This is a genomic window from Euzebya pacifica, assembly GCF_003344865.1.
In the GTDB taxonomy this organism is placed as follows: Bacteria; Actinomycetota; Nitriliruptoria; order Euzebyales; family Euzebyaceae; genus Euzebya; species Euzebya pacifica.
This window is the reverse complement of the sequence record NZ_CP031165.1, coordinates 2,707,258-2,725,459: the sequence shown is the minus strand read 5'-3', so window position 1 is coordinate 2,725,459 and position 18,202 is coordinate 2,707,258. Positions and strand designations below refer to the sequence as shown.

Sequence of the window (18,202 nt, the reverse complement as noted above, 5' to 3'; positions counted from 1 at the left end):
GGCGGCGGGGTCGCTGGGGCGATCGCACGTCCCGCCCCCGGTCGACGAGCACGGCTGATGGCGCCGCTACGCTTCGGGCCGCTGCCCGGACGTGGCGGCAGACCGCCTCCCGACACACCCTCCTCGACACCAGGACACCCTCCTCTTGGCTGCCCCTCCTGCCGACGACCATTCGTCCGTGCCCGACACGGGGGCTCCCCGTGTCTACGGCTGGCTGCACCCCTCGGTCGTGGTGGCCGCCGTCTTCAGCGCCTACGCCGGGTTCGCGCAGTTCTCCGCCACCGCGGCCCTCCCCGACATCGCCGCGGCCTTCGGCACCGTCACCGAGGGCGCGGACGGATCGATCACCGCGCAAGCCGGACTGTCCGGCACGGTGCTCGGGCTGGGGCTGGGCGTCATCCGCCTGGCGTCCCTCGCCGCGCTCCCCCTGGCCCGCCAGGCCGACCGCCACGGCCGGCGTGTGGTCCTGCTGGCCACGACGGCCGTCGCCCTCGTGCTGACCGCCGCGTCCGCGGGCATGCCGACGTTCTGGTGGTTCGTCGCCCTCCTGGCCCTCGCACGGCCGCTGATGTCGGCCACGAACGCCGTCGCCGGGGTGATCGCCTCTGAGGAGGTCGCCACCGTCGACCGGTCCAAGGCCATCGCCCTCGTGACGGTCGGCTACGGCACCGGCGCTGGCATCCCCGTCGTCCTGCGCGGCATCACCGACGGCGAGATCGGCTTCCGAACCCTCTTCCTGATCGCCGTGCCGTTGCTGCTGACACTGCCGTTGGTCGCCCGCCTCGTGACCGAGCCCGACCGGTCGGCGCGGCTGGTCGAGGCCGACGCTGCCACCAGCAAGCGGCTGGGACGCGTCCCCCCGGAGCTTCGTGGCCGCCTCGTCCTGCTGTGCACCCTCACGTTCTTCGTGGCGTTCCTGACCGGACCGGTCAACACCTACCTGTTCCTGTACGCCGAGCAGGTCGCCGGGGTCTCGCCGGGCACCCTCGCCCTCGTCATCCCCTTCGCTGCGATCCTCGGTGCGGCCGGCCTGGCGATCGGGGTGCGGCTGGCGGACCGCTACGGGCGCATCCCCACGGCCATGTGGACCAAGGTCGGGCTGGCCGCTTGCGGTGTGCTGACCTACTCCGCCGGCGCATGGGGGGCGCTGGTCGGCTACGTCCTCAGCCTGTTCATCGGCTCCAGCTACGCCCCCGCCGTCGGGGCCACCGCGGCGGAGATCTTCCCGACCTCCATCCGTGCCACCGCGGCGGGCTGGATCACGGCCTGCACCACCGTGGGCGCCGTGGTCGGGCTGCTGCTGTTCGGCTGGGTTGCCGACGTGTCGGGGTCGTTCTCGGTCGCGTCGTGGGTGGTGTCGGTGCCGTGCGCGATCTCGATGATCGGCTACCGGTTCCTGCCCGAGACCAAGGGCCTGGAGCTGGAGGAGTCCGCTCCCGAGGTCGCGTGAACCCCCGCCTGCCCGGGTGACCGCATGACACGAGGCGAACAGGTGACCGTTGGGCCCGTGTGGGGTATCACGGCGTGCGTGTCCGACCTCCCACTCCCCCGCCACCACGGTGCCCGTCCCATCGACGACACCGTCACGTCCTTCGGCCTCTGGGCCCCGGCCGCCGAGGAGGTGGTCCTGGTCGTTGCCGGTGAGGAACGGCCGATGGCCGACGCCGGCGACGGCTGGTGGCACGCCTCGGCCGTCGCCGCCCACGGCACCCGGTACGCCTACCGCCTCGACGGAGACGACCCGCTGCCTGATCCAGCGGCACGCTGGCTGCCCGACGGGGTGCACAGTCCGTCGGCGGTCGTCGACCCCCGGACGTGGGCGTTCGAGGCCGATCGGTTCCGCGCGACGCCGGTGACCGGCGGCGTGATCTACGAGCTGCACATCGGCACGTTCACCACGGAGGGGACCTTCGCCGCGGCCACCGAGCATCTCGAGGACCTCGTCGACCTCGGGGTGACCCACGTGGAGGTCATGCCGGTCAACGGCTTCGACGGCGCCCACAACTGGGGATACGACGGGGTTGCCTGGTGGGCGGTCCACCAGGCCTACGGTGGGCCCGACGGCTTGGCGGCGTTCGTCGACGCCTGCCACCGAGTGGGGCTGGCGGTCATCCTCGACGTGGTCCACAACCACCTGGGGCCGAGCGGCAACTACCTTCCCCGCTTCGGGCCGTACCTGCAGTCCGACGCCGAGTCGACGTGGGGCAGGGTGATCAACCTCGACGGTCCGCAGTCGGGGCCGGTACGGGAATTCGTCCTCGGCAGCGCCCTGGCGTTCCTGCGGGACCACCGCATCGACGGCCTGCGACTGGATGCCGTGCATGCGCTGGACGACCGCGGCAGCGCCACGCACCTCCTGGCCGAGCTGGCCGACGCCGTCACCGACCTGTCGGAGCGCACCGGCCGGCCGCTGCACCTGATCGCCGAGACCGACCGCAACGACCCCTCGTGGATCCGACCCCGCTCCGTCGGTGGCATGGGGCTGGACGCCCAGTGGGCCGACGACGTCCACCACACCATCCACGTCGCCGTCACCGGCGAGACCGACGGGTACTACGTCGACTACGTCGATCCGCTGGCGAAGCTCGTGCGGGCCTGGACCAACGGCCTCGTGCACGACGGCGTGCACAGCACCTTCCGCGACCGCGTCGTCGGTGCACCGGTCCCCGACGACGTGTCCTCGAGGCGTCTCGTCGCGTGCATCCAGAACCACGACCAGGTCGGCAACCGGGCCGCCGGTGACCGCCTGACCACGCTGGTCGACGCCGACATGGTCCGGGTCGCCGCCGCGCTGCTGTGCGTGTCGCCGCACACGCCGATGCTGTTCCAGGGCGAGGAGTACGGCGAGACGAAGCCGTTCGCCTTCTTCTCCGACATGCCCGGGGAGGAGCTGCGGCAGGCGATCCGCGACGGCCGTCGCCGGGAGTTCGAGTACTTCTCCTCGTGGCAGGGCGAGGTGCCCGACCCCCTGGCCATGGAGACCTTCCTCGGCTCGACGCTGGACCGGTCGGCGGCCACCAGCGTCGACGGTCGGCAACGACGCACCCTGTGGCAGGACCTCCTGGCCCTGCGCCGCACCGAACCGGCGCTGTCGGCCGGCCGCCGGGACCTGCTCGACGCCGAGGTGGTCGCCGACGGGGTCGTCCGGATGCGACGCCGCCCGCCCGGTCACGAGATGCCGGCGTGGGAAGTCGAGGTCTGGGGCAACCTCACCGACAGCCCCATCGACGTGCCTTCCGCCGGACGAGTCCTGCTGTCCACCGCCGACGTGCGGTACGGCGGCCCCGGCCAGCCCGACGACCACGTCGTCCCACCCCGCAGCGTCGTCGTCCTCGGCGTCCCCACCACGGCCCCGAGCGTCCTGCCCACCCCTGCATCCACCCACTCCTCCCCCACTGGAGCACCGTGACCCGCCGAACCGCAGTCCCCACCTCGACATACCGGCTGCACCTGACGCACGCCTTCACGCTGCACGACGCTGCCGCCCTGGTCCCCCACCTGCACGCCATCGGCGTCGACTGGGTGTACGCCTCCCCGATCCAGGAGGTCCCCGCTGGCGCGACGCACGGATACCACGTGGTCGACCCCGACCGGGTCAACCCCGAGCTCGGTGGTGAGGAGGGACTGGCGGCCCTGCGCGCCGCCGTCGACGCCCACGACATGGGGCTCGTGCTGGACATCGTCCCCAACCACATGGCTGCCTCGCCCGACAACCCGTGGTGGGCGGACCTGTTGGCCCGGGGGCCCGCCTCGCCGCATGCGAGGACCTTCGACGTGGACTTCGACGCCGGCCCGTTGGTGCTGCCCGTCCTCGGCACATCGGTCGAGCAGGCGATCGCCGACGGCGACCTGCGGGTCGAGGACGGGATGCTGGTCCACCACGAGCTGCGCCTGCCGCTGGCCCCCGACACCGACATCGACGCGCCGGTCGAGCAGGTGCTGGCCCAGCAGCACTACGCCCTGCACGAGTGGCAGCACGGCGAGCAGATCCTCAACTGGCGGCGGTTCTTCGCCGTCAACGAGCTGGCCGGCCTGCGCGTGGAGGAGCCCCAGGTCTTCGACGCCGTCCACGCCACGATCCTCCGCTGGGTGGACGAGGGCACCGTCGACGGCCTGCGGATCGACCACATCGACGGGCTGCGCGATCCCGCCGGTTACCTCGAGACCCTGCGCGACCGCATCGGTGAGGACCGCTGGCTGGTCGTGGAGAAGATCGTGGAGTCCGGCGAGCTGCTGCCGCCCGGCTGGCCCGTCGACGGCACCACCGGCTACGAGGTCAACGCCGCCCTGCAGTCGTGGCTGACCGACCCGTCCGGGCACCAGGCCCTGCGCCGCGCCTTCGCCCAGCAGACCGGCGTCCCTCTGGGGACCCGCGCCAGGCTGGCCCGGTCGAAGCTGGCCGCGATGGACGAGCTCTTCGTGGCCGAGGTCGACCGCATCGTCGCGCTCCTGCTGCCGATCTCCGGCGGCCGTTCCGAGGCGATGCTTCGCCGTGGGGTGCGCTATCTCACCGCCCACCTGCACGGCTACCGGACCTACGTCGGCCCGGAGGGCGAGCCGTCGGAGTCGGACCGCTCGGCCATCGGGGCTGCGGCCCGTGCCGCCGACGAGGCCGGCGCACCCGAGGCCGTGCCCGTCGCGGGGCTGTTGCTCGGTGACGAGGGGCGACCGGCCCTGCTGCGCTGGCAGCAGCTGACCGGACCGGCCGCCGCCAAGGGGTTCGAGGATCGGCTGCTGTTCCGCGACGTCGCCCTGTCGGGGCTGTGCGAGGTCGGCGCCGATGCGGCCCTGCTGGATGCAGTCTGGTCCCCCGACACGGTCACCGACTTCCTGACCACCCGGGCCGTGCGGAGCCCGCTGGCCGGCACGACGACATCCACCCACGACACCAAGCGCAGCGAGGACGTCCGTGCCCGCCTGACCGCCCTCGCCGAGGTCCCGGATGCCTTCGTCGACCTCTTCGAGGCGGTGTCGGTCGGCTCGGCTGCCGACGCGGTGGACGGTCACGCCCGCTGGTTGCTGCTGCAGACGGTCCTGGCGACTCGCGACCTCGAGCCGGGAGAGGACCCCGCAGCCCACCGCGAACGGCTGGTCGACTCGACTCGCAAGGCGCTGCGAGAAGCCGCCCTGCACACCACCCATCGTGACCCCAACGAGCCGTACGAGGACGCGGTGTTCGCATGGCTGGACACCCTGCTGGCCGACGGGCCGGCCAGCACCCAGATCGATGCGCTGGTCGAGCGGATCGCCGTTCCCGCCGCCTGCACCAGCCTCGCGCAGGTGCTGCTGAAGATCGCGGCCCCGGGCGTGCCAGACGTCTACCGCGGCTGCGAGACGTGGGACGGCAGCCTGACCGATCCGGACAACCGCCGACCGCTGGACGTCGGTCGGCTGGAGAAGCTGCGCGACCGCGCCGAGACCCTCGACCCGGAGGAGCTTCGCGACACCTGGCAGGACGGCGCCGTCAAGGCGCTGGTGACCCAGCGGGCCCTGCGGGCCCGTCGTGACCTGTCCGCGGTGTTCCTGTCGACCCGCTGCGAGACCCCCCGGGTCGACGGCACGGCGGCCGATCACGTCGCGGCCCTGCGACGCACCGCCTCGACCGACGGTCCCCTCGGGGTGCCCGAGCCCGGCACGCTGCCGTCCGTGGTCGCCCTGGCCACTCGTCTGCCGCTCGCGCTGGCCGACGGCGGCTGGCCGATCGGCGAGGTGTGGGACGACACCGTCGTCCACGTCGGCGACGTCGGCCGGGTCACCGACGTGCTGACCGATCGTTCCCTCCCAGTCGTCGACGGCCGTGTCCGGCTGTCCGACGCGTTTGCCATCCTTCCCGTAGCCCTCCTGGAGTGCATGTGACCAACCCCACCACCCCGCCGGCGTCCGCGCCCTCGACCGACGGCGAGGGCGAGCAGCCCCTGCGGGTCTGGCCCGGTACCCCCTACCCCCTGGGGGCCACCTTCGATGGCGTCGGGACGAACTTCTCGCTGTTCAGCGAACACGCCGAGGCCGTCGACCTGCGCCTGTTCGACGACGAGGGCGGCGAACGACGCGTCCCCATGGCAGAGGTGACCGGCTACTGCTGGCACGCCTACCTTCCCGACGTCGGCCCGGACACGCGGTACGGCTATCGGGTGCACGGCGAGTACGACCCGGCCACCGGGCACCGCTTCAACCCCGCCAAGCTGCTGCTGGACCCCTACGCCAAGGCGGTTGCCGGCAGCTACGAGTGGGACCCGGCGGTGTTCGCCTACACCTTCGGGGATCCCGACAGCCGCAACGACGACGACTCCGCACCGTTCGTGCCGCGCAGCGTCGTGGTCAACCCGTGGTTCGACTGGGAGGGCGACCGGCTGCTGCGCACCCCCATGCACGAGTCGGTCATCTACGAGGTCCACGTCAAGGGCTTCACCGCCTCCCATCCCGACATCCCCGAGAACCTGCGGGGCACCTACGCCGGCATGGCGACCGAACCGGCGATCGCGCACCTCCGCTCCCTCGGCGTGACCGCCGTCGAGCTGCTCCCGGTGCACCAGTTCGTGCACCACGCCCACCTCGAGGAGCGTGGGCTGCGCAACTACTGGGGCTATGACTCCATCGCCTACCTGGCGCCGCACGAGGAGTACGCCTCGACCCCACGGGTCGGTGGGCAGGTGCAGGAGTTCAAGCAGATGGTCAAGGCCCTGCACGCCGAGGGCATCGAGGTGATCCTCGACGTGGTCTACAACCACACCGCCGAGGGCAACCACCTGGGCCCACACCTCAGCCTGCGCGGCATCGACAACGCCGCCTACTACCGGCTGATGGAGGACGACCCCCGCTACTACATGGACTACACCGGGACGGGCAACTCCCTGGACGCCCGCAGCCCGTTCGTGCTGCAGCTGATCATGGACTCGCTGCGGTACTGGGTGACGGAGATGCACGTCGACGGGTTCCGCTTCGACCTGGCCTCCACCCTCGCCCGTGAGCTGCACGACGTCGACAAGCTGAGCGGCTTCTTCGACATCATCCAGCAGGACCCGGTCATCTCGCAGGTCAAGCTGATCGCCGAGCCGTGGGACATCGGCGAGGGCGGCTACCAGGTCGGCAACTTCCCGCCGGTCTGGTCGGAATGGAACGGCCGCTACCGCGACACCGTACGCGACTTCTGGCGCGGGGAGCCGGCCACGCTCGGCGAGTTCGCCCAGCGGTTCACCGGGTCCAGCGACCTCTACCAGTCCGACACCCGCCGGCCGGTCGCCAGCATCAACTTCGTGACCGCCCACGACGGCTTCACCCTGGCCGACCTGGTCAGCTACAACGACAAGCACAACGAGGCCAACGGCGAGGACGGCAACGACGGGACCGACGACAACCGGTCGTGGAACCACGGTGAGGAGGGCCCCACCGACGACCCCGAGGTGCTGGCCCTGCGCGCCCGCCAGCAGCGCAACGTCCTGGCCACCCTCCTGCTCAGCCAAGGCGTCCCGATGCTGCTCGGCGGCGACGAGATGGGCCGATCGCAGGGCGGCAACAACAACGCCTACTGCCAGGACAACGAGATCTCCTGGTTCGACTGGGGGAACGGCGACGCCGACGGCGGCCCCGACGAGGACCTGCTGGACTTCAGCCGCCAGCTGATCGCCTTCCGCAAGGCGCATCCCGTCCTGCGCCGCCGCCGCTGGTTCGAGGGCCGCAGCATCCGCGGGACCAAGCTGGACGACATCGGCTGGTTCCGACCCGACGGTGAGGAGATGGACGACGACGACTGGGACGTCGGGCATGCCCGCTCCCTGGCGGTCTTCCTCAACGGCCGTGGCATCGACACCCCGGGGCCGCAGGGCGAACCGATCGTCGACGACGACCTGATGGTGATCTTCAACGCCGCGCCGGACACCGTGCCCTTCGAGCTGCCGGCGGCGCTCGGTGACAGCTGGACCGTGGTCGTGGACACGGCGGGCGAGGGATGGCTGGCCGACCCGCCAGCGGCGCCGGAGACCCTCGACGTCGAGGGACGGTCGCTCGTGATCCTGCTGCGTTCGGCCGCGACGACGACCCGATGACGGGCCGATAGGGTTCTCGGCCATGGAACTCGTGCTCGTGCGCCACGCCCAACCGGCGTGGGCCAACCCCGATGGAACCTCGACCAACAGCCCCGGGCTGACGCCGCTGGGTCGCATGCAGGCCGAACGGCTGGCCGAGTGGCTGGCAGGCGAGGAGTCACCCGACTTCGATGCCCTCATCACCTCTCCTGCTCGGCGCACCCGCGAGACGGCCGCCGCGGTGGAATCGGTGCTGGGCGCCGAGGCCGAGGTGCTGCCGTGGCTGCTGGAGATCGGGTCGCCCGATCACTGGGAGGGGCAGCCCGAGACCGAGGTCGTCCGGATCATCTCCGAGATGCGCGCCCGTCCGCGGGACGAGTGGTGGAACGGCTCACCCGGTGGTGAACGCTTCATCGACTTCCACCGACGGGTCACGGAGGGCCTCGACGGGTTCCTGGCCGATCAGGGCATCGAACGGCACCGGGGAGACCCCGACAACCTCTGGTACGAGAAGGAACGCGCCAACAAGTCGCTGCTGATGTTCGCCCACGCCGGCACGAACTCGGTGGTCACCAGCCACCTGCTTGGCCTCGAACCGCAGCCGTGGGAGTGGGAGCGGTTCCCCTGCGACCACGCGTCGGTCACCGTCCTGCGAACCAGGCCCATCGCCGGCGGGGCGATCTGGTCGCTGGAGTACTTCTCCGACGTGGCACACCTGCCACGGGAGGCCGTCACCGCCTGACCCCTGTGAGGGGCCGGGCCGGTCACTGGGTGTCGGTCGGTCCAGTGCCCAGCAGGCCGTTGCGGTGGGCGTACCAGTGCATGACGTGGAGGGACACGCCGAACAGCAGGATGATCCCGGGGATCACGTAGCCGAGGGCGAACGCCACCACGCCCGCCGCAGCGGTCATGCTGACCAGGATCCAACGCATCGTCTGCAAGCTGTCCATGGCCACACGGTACCCCCGCCGGGTGGATGCGGCCGCGACTCAGGCGGCGCCGAGGCGGGCCCGGACCTTCTCCACCATGGACTCGGGTGTGCCCTTGTAGGCGTCGCCGTGGCCGGGGAGGACCATGTCGGCCTCGATGCCCTCCAGGCGCTCGAGCGAGGCGGTCGCCAGGTCGACGTCGTTGTGGAACTGCTTGGGCATCAGCTGCGGGCCCGGTCCGGGACCGATCAGGCCGATGGTGACCATCGCATCACCGGAGAACAGCACCTTCTTGTCCGGGACGTGGAAGGCCGTGTGACCCTCGGTGTGGCCGGGGGTGTGGATCACGACGGGCTTGCCCGGCAGGTCGAGGGTGTCGCCGTCGTCGAACTCGGTGACGTCGATGAGGCGTGGCTGCTTGAGGACGCCTCGGCGGGCGAGCGTGGACAGGAAGGTCCACACCGCCGGCTTCCACAGCGGGAGGTCCAGCGGCGTGATGGCCTCCTTCCCCTCGTACTTGCCGAGCAGGCGGTCGACCTCGTCGCGGTGTGCGTGGACCGTCACCCCCTTGTCGGCGGCTTCGCGCGCGGCGCCGGCGTGGTCGGCATGGGCGTGGGTGAGCACGATCCCCTCCACGTCGTCCAGCGTCAGCCCCTCGGCGGCCAGCCCCTCGACGAGGGTGCCGAGGTCTCCCGAGCAGCCGACGTCGATGGCGGTGGCCTTTCCGCCCTCGATCAGCAGGTAGAAGTTGTGCAGCCGGCTGCCGAGCCGGATGATGCCGTCTGCGATGGTCTCCATGGGGGCGATCCTTTCACGCACGAGGGTGTGCGACCACCCCTTCTCGTGGCATGTAAGGGATGCACGAGGTCGGGCCACCAGTAGGCTGCCCGACGGTTCGAATTCACACTGACTGCGAGGCATCGACGTGACCGACATGACCTACCGCCGACTGGGACGCTCCGGCTTGAAGGTGAGCGTGCTCTCCTTCGGATCGTGGGTGTCGTTCGGTCCCCAGCTGGACGTCGCCAAGGCGGCCGACTGCCTCGAGGAGGCCTACGCGCACGGCGTCAACTTCTTCGACAACGCCGAGATCTACTCCGACGGCAAGTCCGAGACGATCATGGGCGAGGCGATCAAGAAGCTCGGCTGGGAGCGGCACAGCTACGTCATCTCCTCCAAGTTCTTCTGGGGCATCAAGGACGGCGTGAACAGCAAGAACACGCTGAACCGTAAGTACCTCATGGAGGCGATCGACCCGTCGCTGGAGCGGATGGGCCTGGAGCACCTGGACCTGATCTACTGCCACCGCCCCGACCCCGAGACCCCCATCGAGGAGACGGTCTGGGCGATGAGCGACATCGTCAGCTCGGGCCGGGCGCTGTACTGGGGCACCTCGGAGTGGAGCGCCGACGAGATCCGCGCCGCGTGGCACATCGCCGAGACGCACCACCTGCACAAGCCGGTGATGGAGCAGCCGCAGTACAACCTCGTCTGGCGCGACAAGGTCGAGGAGGAGTACGCGCGGCTGTACGACGACATCGGGCTGGGCCTCACGACCTGGTCACCGCTGGCGTCGGGACTGCTGACCGGCAAGTACCTCGACGGGGTGCCCGAGGGCAGCCGCGCGACCCTGCCGGGGTACGAGTGGCTGCAGAAGATGCTGACCAACGAGAAGACCAACGCCAAGGTGCGCGAGCTGAAGACCGTCGCCGACGACCTCGGCTGCACGCTGGCCCAGCTCTCCATCGCCTGGTGCGCCAAGAACCCGAACGTGTCCACGGTGATCACCGGGGCCAGCCGTCCCGAGCAGGTCACGGAGAACATGAAGGCCCTCGACGTCCTGGCCGACCTCGACGACGAGGTCATGACCCGGATCGACGAGATCTTCGGCTAGGCCGTCCAGCACCTGCCAACGCCCCCGTCATCGGCGGGGGCGTTCGTGTGTCCGATTGGGGTCTGATCGGGGCAGGGTCTGGATCACGGGGACGCCGGCTCGGCCCGCTGCCTGCTGGGCCATCTCGGCCGCGGACCCACCTGTTGCCAGCAGGCCTGGGCCGCTGACCATCAGCGGACTGCGACGACCGTGGACCCAGACACGGACATCCGGCTCCTCGCCACGCCGGATGACCTCGACAGACTCGACCTCGTCCCATGACCACCGCTGGGCAGGCCGTCCCGGGAGGGCCAGGCCGAGGTCATCGAAGGTCACCGATATGATGCCCTGCCGCATCCACACCAGCCGGCCGGCCCCGACGAGCACTGGCAGGGCGGGCCCGAGCAGGACGGGTTCGAGAACAACCGCGACCACCCAAGCAAGGGCGAGGACCGACACGAGCGTCCAGCCAACAGCACGAGCCCGCTGGGTATGCGTGACGACGACGCAGCCCGAGTCGTCCACGCGGCCCCGCTCCGTCTGCATGGCGCCGAGGACCACTCGGTACGCCTTGGCGTCCAGCGCGTCCAGCGCGTCCATCCGTTCGATCACGTTCAGCCCCCATCGTTCGCCCGCCGTTGCCGATGGTAGACCCCCGTTCTCGTCAACGTGGCGTGGTCGCCCACCCCGAGGAACCGGTACGACGTCACGTGGTGCCGGGTGGTTCCCAACACTGGATGACACCGTCCAACAGCAGCCACGAAGCAGAGATGATCACCACTGATATTTCATCCGAAATAGCTTCTGAGCTGGGGAAACAGGCGATCCGAGACCCCCACTGCGGTATACTCGAACACACGATCGGGACAGCGAGAACTGGGGTCGGGGACATGGGTGGGCAAGGGGTGGTCGAGGCGGGTGAGGTGACCGAGCTGGTCACCCACCTCCACACCCTCGCCAGCCGGTTCGACCCCGACCAGATCCCCGATGGTGACGTGGCGGGGTTGGTGGTGGATCTGGGTCGTGCGGGTCGGCTGGTCGACGGGATGCTCACCCGGGCCGCCCGACGCGCTGCCGAGACGTCTGCACACGAGACCGCCGGGGCGAAGGACGCGGCGTCGTTGATCGCCGCCGCGACCGGCATCTCCACCGCAGCTGCGAAGAAGGTGCTGAAGACCTCCGAGCAGCTGGTGAACCAGCCCGATGTGGACAAGGCCGTCACCGACGGGACCCTGTCGACCGACCAGGCCGTCGTGGTCTCCGAGACGGTCGCTGATGCGCCGGAGAAGGCGGGCGAGCTGATCGGCGGGGCGGGTGCGCAGACGCTGGCCGAGCTGCGGAAGAAGGCCCGCGACATCCGCACCGCAGCCGACCCCGACCCCGAGATCACCCGCCGTCGGCACCTGACCCGACGGGCGTTCCGATCGTGGACCGAAACCGACGGCGAATGGAAAGCGTTCCTGTCCGGCCCCGGCGATCTGGGTGCACGGATCGAGGCGGCGCTGCGTGGTGAGCACGACGCGGTGTTCCGGACCGCCCATGCCGCCGGCCGACGCGAGGACGATGCCTGCTACCGGTTCGACGCCCTCCTCAACCTCCTCGAAGGACACGCCACCACCATCAGTGGACAGGCCGACGGCAGCGAACAGGTGCCCGACGCCCCCCGCACACCGGCAAGGAAACCATCACGGACGGGTCGGCAGACCAAGGTGATCATCCGCGTCGACGGCTCGGCACTCGTACGGGGTGAGGTGCATGACGGCGAGACCTGCGAGATCGCTGGCATCGGACCGGTCGCCCTGTCCGCCGTCCGCGAGCAGATCCCCGACGCCCACATCACCTACGTCATCACCAACGGACAGGATGTGACCGTCGCCCACCTCGGCCGGCAGGTCACCGCCCACCAGCGCACCGCCCTCGAGGCCCGCGGCTACTGCTGCGAGGTGCCGGGCTGCACCGCCGACCACCTGCTGGAGATCGACCACGTCACCGGCTGGGCCATCACCAAACAGACGCGACTGTCCGATCTCGCCTGGCTCTGCACCACCCATCACCGACAGAAATCCAGACGCCACTACCGGCTGCTCGGCCCACCCGGCCAACGCACCTGGACCACCCAAACCGGCGTCGAGATCAGCCGAGACCCACCGGCGGAAGCTGCATGACCGCCGGGTTCCGGAGAACGATCCATCGTCGAGTCCGCCAAGCCCTCCCGGAACTCGAACGGACGGACAACCCCAACCCCAACAGTTGTCGCTGCAAGGTGCGACCGAACAGCCTGGACGCGAGGCCAGCCGTGCCCCGCCGACGGCGCTGTTCGAACAAGCCGGGAGGCACTCAGAGCGGAAGACGCGACCCTGCCCGACAGGCCGGATGGGGATTGCTCCTTCCCAACCTACGGATGCGTAGGGTGGTGTCATGCGTCCCCAGCTGCTCCTGCGAGGCATCTCGCGTCTTCTGTGGCTCCTGAGCCTGCCGTTCATCCGCTTCGAGTTCCGAGGCGGCGCCTGCATCAACGACCATCCGGCGTGGATCATGTCGGCCAACCACCGGTCGGTGTACGACTTCCCGCTGGCCGTGATCGGGCTGGAGCACTTCCGTTGGTACGCCCGGATCATGATCGCCTCGGAGTTCTGGAAGATGCCGGTCTACGGCTGGGCGGTCTCGGTGATCGACGCCATCCCCGTGTACCGCAAGACCGACCCCGTCGGCTCGTTGTCCGCTGCCGTCGACGCCCTCAAGTCCGGCGACAGCGTCTGCATCATGCCGGAGGGCACGGTGCACTGGGATCCCGACGAGCCCCTGTCGATGGGCCCCGTCCGCACAGGAGTCTCTCGCCTCGCGGTGGCCTCCGACGTCCCCGTGATGCCGATCGCCCTGGTCGGCACCGAACGCGTGTGGCCGAAGGGGCGCAAGGTCCCCTCCTTCTCGCTGCGTCGCCGCACCGTCGTGTGCCGTCTCAGCGACCAGCCCGTGTGGCTGACCGGTGACGACCACCGCGGCAACGCCCGGAAGGTCAAGGAGGCCACCGAGGCGTTGATCCAGCAGGCCACCGACGACCTGCGCGCCATCGACCCGACCTACATGCCGCAGCTGGACGGCTGACCAGCACGACCCACAGGGGGCTGTCGTGACGACCATCACCGACGTCGAGGACGCGTTCGAGGCAGCCGCCCGCGAGCATCCCCTCGCGCTCCACGTCGTCGACGGCGACGGACGAACCGTCGTGTCGCTGGCTGCCGGCCCGGGGCCACGACCGATGTCCGTCGACAGCCCGGTCTTCCTGTACTCGGTGACCAAGGCCGCGGTCGGTCTGACCGCCGTCGTCGCCGCGGGGCGCGGCCTCCTCGACCTCGACGCCCCCGTCGCCGACGTGTGGCCGGCGTTCGGTGTCCACGGCAAGGGCGAGGTGACCGTGGCCCAGGCGCTGTCCCACGGCGCCGGCGTGCCCGGCTGGCCGGACGGGGCGATCGACGTTGGGATTCTGGCAGACCTCGACAAGGCCACGGCGCGGCTGGCCGACCAGCCCGCCTGGGCAGAAGCCGGCACCCCCTGCGAGCACGTCTACAGCTACGGGCACGTCGTCGGCGCGATCCTCCAGCACGCCACCGGCAGCCGGATCGATGACCTGTGGCAGCAGACGGTCGCCGGTCCGCTCGGGCTGGACCTCGTGATGAGCCCACCCGCCGACGCCGTCCCGCTGACTGACCCCGACGGCGTGCTGGCCGCCCTCGGCCCGGGCCGGCCGCCGCTGCTGACCCGGCTGCTCAACCAGCTCGAACCGCTGCGTGACGTCGCTTGGGTCAACGCCCTCACCCCTGCCAACGCCCCGCTGGCCCCAGCGGTCACCGGTTGGGCGTCGGCCGCCGGGCTGGCCCGCATGTACGCCGCATGGGCCGGTGAATGGGGCCGGGCCACGCTCGGACTTGAGCTGCAGCAGCGGTCGTGGACCGCCCACACCTCCGGTCAGGACCTGGCCATGGGCGGCCACTACGACTGGGCGCTCGGCACCGTCGTGGACGAGGTCGCGTTCGGGATGGGAGGGATCGGGGGCTGCTCGGCATGGCACGACCACCGGTCGGGCCTCTCCGTCGGGCTGGTCACCGCCCGCGTCCCGCGGCCCGGAGCGCTGGACGAGCTCGAAGCAGCGGTGGACGGACTAGCCCGAATGTGACCCCCGGAATGGCCTCAACCGTCACGCGGTGGAGGTCGTTTCGTTGGGTGCAGCAGAACCCTCCACCTCCGGGAGTGCACCCATGACCGCTCGCACCATCACCGTCGCCGTCGTCCTCGGCATGTTGTTGCTGAGCGTCTTCGGTGGGGCGGCCGTGGCCACCGACGCCCCCACTGCCCCGGTGGCCGCCGAATCAGCGGCGACCACCGACGTCGGGCGCTACCAGATCGCGACGCGCTGATCCGGCTCGAGCCACAGCCCGTCCTCGGACGTGGTGCCGAACGCCTCGTGGAACGCGTCGATGTTCCGCACGACGTTCACGCGGAACTCCGGCGGTGAGTGCGGGTCGACCGTCAGCCGACGGATCGCCTCCTCCGTCCGGCTCGCGACACGCCACACGCGCGCCCAGCCGACGAAGAACCGCTGGTCGCCGGTGAGCCCGTCCACGACCGGCGCCTCCTGGCCACCGAGGAAAAGCCGGTAGGCGTGGTGGGCCACGGCGACGCCACCGAGGTCGCCGATGTTCTCCCCCACCGTCAGCTCGCCGTTGACGGTGTGTTCCTCACCCAGGTCGCGTGGCGAGAAGGCCGAGTACTGGTCCTTCAGCGCCTGCGCCCGCTCGTCGAATCGTTCGCGGTCGCCCTCGGTCCACCAGTCGCGCAGCGTCCCCGAGCCGTCGTAGCGGGATCCCTGATCGTCGAATCCGTGGCCGATCTCGTGGCCGATGACGGCCCCGATGGCGCCGTAGTTGTAGGCCGGGTCGGTCGTCGGGTCGAAGAACGGCGGCTGCAGGATCGCGGCGGGGAAGACGATCTCGTTCATCGCCGGGTTGTAGTAGGCGTTGACCGTCTGCGGCGTCATGAACCACTCGTCACGATCCACCGGACGATCGACCTTGCCGACCTCCCAGTCGAAGGTCGACGCTGCCGCCCGTCGCAGGTTGCCGACCAGGTCCTTCGGGTCGATCACCAGGTCACCGTAATCACGCCACTTGACGGGGCGACCGATCTTCGGACGGAACGTCGCGAGCTTGGCGAGGGCCTCCTTCCGGGTCTCCTCGGCCATCCAGTCGAGCGTGGAGATGCGTGCCTCGTAGGCCTTCAGCAGGTTGTCGACCAGCTCGGCCATCTGCGCCTCGGCCTCCGGCGGGTAGTGGCGCTCGACGTAGAGCTTGCCGACGGCCTCGCCCATGACGCCCTGCACGGTGGCCACGCCCCGCTTCCAGCGCTCCTTGAGCTCCTTGGCACCGGTGAGGATCCGGCCCGTGAAGTCGAAGCGCTCGTCGACGAAGGGTGAGGAGAGGTAGGAGGCGGTGCTGCGCAGGACCCGCCACGCCAGCCATCGCTGCCACACGACGAGGTCGACCTCGTCCAGCGCCGTCGACACGGCCTCGAGCACGTCGGGTTGTCCGACGACGACCTCGGCCCACTGCGACTCGGCCAGGCCCATGGCGGTCAGCCACGTCGGCGCGGTCGGCAGCAAACCGGCCAGTCCGTCGGCGTCGACCAGGTTGTAGGTCTTCGCCGCATCGCGGGTGGCGGTGCGGTCCCAGTGGGCGGCAGCCAGGCGGGTCTCCAGCGCCATGACGTCGTTGGCAACCGCGGCGGGGTCCCCGTCCCCGATGGGTGCCAGGCCGTGGTCTGTGGCCAGGGCCATCATCCGTTCGACGTGGCCGACGTAGGCGCTGCGGATCTCGGCGTGCTCGTCGAGCCGGTAGTAGGACTCGTCGGGCAGCCCGAGGCCGCTCTGGGCCAGGTGCAGCAGGTACCGCTCGGGGTTGCCGCGGTCGATCCAGGGGGACAACGAGACGACCCCGCCGACGCCCTCACGTGCCAGCTGGCCCATCAGGGCGACGAGTCCGTCGGTGTCGGCCACGTCAGCGATGCGCGCCCAGGTCGACTGCAGCGGCGTCACGCCCAGCGCCTCGACGGTCTCCTCGTCGACGAAGCTCGCGTAGAGGTCACCGATCTTGGTCGCCTCCTCGCCCGTGATCCGTCCCTCGGCGGCGTCGGTGATGATCGTGCGGACCTGCTCCTCCGACATGTCGTTGAGGATGGCGAAGGACCCGTGGGTGGCGCGGTCGTCGGGGATCTCGGTGCGCTCGACCCAGTTGCCGTTCACGTGGCCGAACAGGTCGTCCTGCGGACGTACCGCCGGGTCCAGGTCGAGGTCGTCGATGGTGTCGAAGTCGCGGGCAACGCTCATGGGCAGGTGGGGCCTTCGTCGAAACGGGCGGGAACCGCCATGCTGTCATCTCCGTGCCGCCCGGGCAGCCGGCCGCTCGCCTCGCCACGAGACGGGTGGCTTGGCGATGACGCATGATGGAGAGGTGAACGGGAGGCCGGACAGTCGCGGGCAGCGTGGCACCGCCATGCGCAGGCGCCGCTCGTGAGCGCTCGGGACGACGAAATCGCGCGGCTCCGGCGGGTCGTCGAGCGGGAGCGACAGGCCCGTGAGGAGGCCGAGCAGGTTGCCGAACGGGCGATCGCACGGTCGGCTCGCATCCTCGAGGCCGCCCAGCAGGAGCACGCGACACTCCGTGCCGTAGCGGCGTCGGCGACCCACGACATCAAGAACCCGTTGTCGACCATCAGCGGGTTCGCCAAGCTGCTGTCGGCGAGGCAGATCGAGGAGCCGCTGCTGACAGAGGTGCTGGAGCGCATGGTCGCCTCCACCGACTACACCATCGAGCTCATCGACGGCCTGGTGGAGGTCCTCGCCGCAGGGACGGTCGCCGGGCACTCCGCAGCCACCGACCTCGACCCGATCGTCGAGCAGGTCGCCCGCGAGTTGGAGGCACGGCACCCCCACGCTCGGCTGGTCGGGAACGCCGTCGGACCGATCGCCATGACGGCCGTCGATGCCCATCGACTGCTGGACAACCTGGCCGAGAACGCAGCCCGCCATGCCGACGTTCCGTCGGTCGAGGTCCAGGTGGACGTCATCGACCGCACACCCCGGGAGGTGACGCTGCGGGTCAGCGACAACGGGGTCGGCATCGACGAGGCCGACCGCGATCGGGTCTTCACCATCTTCCAGCGCGGCCTCGACAAGGAGCGCGGCACCGGCATGGGTGTGGGCCTGGCGTTGTGCCGGCGGCTGGTCGAGGCGGTGGGCGGCGCCCTGTGGCTGGACGAATCGCCTTCACCCACCGGCGGGGCGGCGTTCCTGCTGCGGCTTCCGGTTCCAACCGAGACGGATTGAC

15 protein-coding genes are annotated in these 18,202 nt (G+C 70.4%); 11 read left to right on the top strand and 4 right to left on the bottom strand.

Annotation, left to right across the window (positions count from 1 at the left end; all coding sequences use genetic code 11):
* Positions 1-178: 178 nt before the first annotated feature.
* The 5 genes from DVS28_RS11535 (at position 179) to DVS28_RS11515 (ending at position 8,763) form a co-directional block, all read left to right on the top strand.
* Positions 179-1,450: an MFS transporter gene (locus tag DVS28_RS11535; protein ID WP_164710413.1), complete on the top strand. Its 1,272-nt coding sequence runs from the start codon at positions 179-181 to the stop codon at positions 1,448-1,450.
* Between the two features lie 78 nt (positions 1,451-1,528).
* Entirely contained in the window at positions 1,529-3,409 is a 1,881-nt protein-coding gene (gene treZ / locus DVS28_RS11530) for a malto-oligosyltrehalose trehalohydrolase (protein WP_164710412.1), read from the top strand.
* Positions 3,406-5,856 (top strand): malto-oligosyltrehalose synthase, encoded by a 2,451-nt coding sequence (gene treY / locus DVS28_RS11525; RefSeq protein ID WP_164710411.1) that lies wholly within the window; start codon positions 3,406-3,408, stop codon positions 5,854-5,856. The genes treZ and treY overlap by 4 nt, the downstream gene beginning before the upstream one ends.
* Positions 5,853-8,042: a glycogen debranching protein GlgX gene (glgX, locus tag DVS28_RS11520; protein ID WP_216826567.1), complete on the top strand. Its 2,190-nt coding sequence runs from the start codon at positions 5,853-5,855 to the stop codon at positions 8,040-8,042. Before treY ends, glgX begins: the two co-directional genes overlap by 4 nt.
* Before the next feature lie 22 nt (positions 8,043-8,064).
* Positions 8,065-8,763, top strand: a complete 699-nt coding sequence (locus DVS28_RS11515) for a histidine phosphatase family protein (RefSeq protein WP_114591578.1) — start codon at positions 8,065-8,067, stop codon at positions 8,761-8,763.
* Between the two features lie 22 nt (positions 8,764-8,785).
* Here DVS28_RS11515 and DVS28_RS11510 read toward each other — a convergent pair whose 3' ends face one another.
* On the bottom strand, positions 8,786-8,971 hold the full coding sequence (locus tag DVS28_RS11510; RefSeq protein ID WP_114591577.1) for a hypothetical protein: 186 nt from the start codon (positions 8,969-8,971) through the stop codon (positions 8,786-8,788).
* A 39-nt stretch (positions 8,972-9,010) separates the two neighbouring features.
* On the bottom strand, positions 9,011-9,748 hold the full coding sequence (locus tag DVS28_RS11505; RefSeq protein ID WP_164710410.1) for an MBL fold metallo-hydrolase: 738 nt from the start codon (positions 9,746-9,748) through the stop codon (positions 9,011-9,013).
* Between the two features lie 136 nt (positions 9,749-9,884).
* Between DVS28_RS11505 and DVS28_RS11500 the strand changes: the two genes are divergently transcribed.
* Entirely contained in the window at positions 9,885-10,844 is a 960-nt protein-coding gene (locus DVS28_RS11500) for a potassium channel beta subunit family protein (protein WP_114591575.1), read from the top strand.
* Positions 10,845-10,871: 27 nt separating this feature from the next.
* Here the strand turns inward: DVS28_RS11500 and DVS28_RS11495 are convergent, their stop codons facing one another.
* Positions 10,872-11,435, bottom strand: coding sequence for a hypothetical protein (locus tag DVS28_RS11495; protein ID WP_114591574.1), 564 nt, complete (start codon positions 11,433-11,435; stop codon positions 10,872-10,874).
* 278 nt (positions 11,436-11,713) lie between these two features.
* Between DVS28_RS11495 and DVS28_RS11490 the strand changes: the two genes are divergently transcribed.
* The 4 genes from DVS28_RS11490 to DVS28_RS28350 all read left to right on the top strand — a co-directional run bounded on the left by DVS28_RS11490 (position 11,714) and on the right by DVS28_RS28350 (position 15,238).
* Positions 11,714-12,988, top strand: coding sequence for an HNH endonuclease signature motif containing protein (locus DVS28_RS11490; RefSeq protein WP_164710409.1), 1,275 nt, complete (start codon positions 11,714-11,716; stop codon positions 12,986-12,988).
* Between the two features lie 253 nt (positions 12,989-13,241).
* Positions 13,242-13,928 (top strand): lysophospholipid acyltransferase family protein, encoded by a 687-nt coding sequence (locus DVS28_RS11485; protein ID WP_114591572.1) that lies wholly within the window; start codon positions 13,242-13,244, stop codon positions 13,926-13,928.
* 25 nt (positions 13,929-13,953) lie between these two features.
* On the top strand, positions 13,954-14,997 hold the full coding sequence (locus DVS28_RS11480) for a serine hydrolase domain-containing protein (RefSeq protein WP_114591571.1): 1,044 nt from the start codon (positions 13,954-13,956) through the stop codon (positions 14,995-14,997).
* An 82-nt stretch (positions 14,998-15,079) separates the two neighbouring features.
* The gene (locus tag DVS28_RS28350) at positions 15,080-15,238 is read left to right on the top strand and encodes a hypothetical protein (RefSeq protein ID WP_164710408.1); all 159 of its coding nucleotides are present in this window, start codon (positions 15,080-15,082) and stop codon (positions 15,236-15,238) included.
* Here the strand turns inward: DVS28_RS28350 and DVS28_RS11475 are convergent.
* Entirely contained in the window at positions 15,217-17,202 is a 1,986-nt protein-coding gene (locus DVS28_RS11475; RefSeq protein WP_114591570.1) for a M13 family metallopeptidase, read from the bottom strand. The two genes, DVS28_RS28350 and DVS28_RS11475, sit on opposite strands and share 22 nt — an antisense overlap.
* A gap of 183 nt (positions 17,203-17,385) precedes the next feature.
* On the opposite strand from DVS28_RS11475, the gene DVS28_RS11470 reads away from it, so the two are divergent.
* On the top strand, positions 17,386-18,201 hold the full coding sequence (locus DVS28_RS11470; RefSeq protein ID WP_114591569.1) for a sensor histidine kinase: 816 nt from the start codon (positions 17,386-17,388) through the stop codon (positions 18,199-18,201).
* Position 18,202 lies beyond the last annotated feature (1 nt).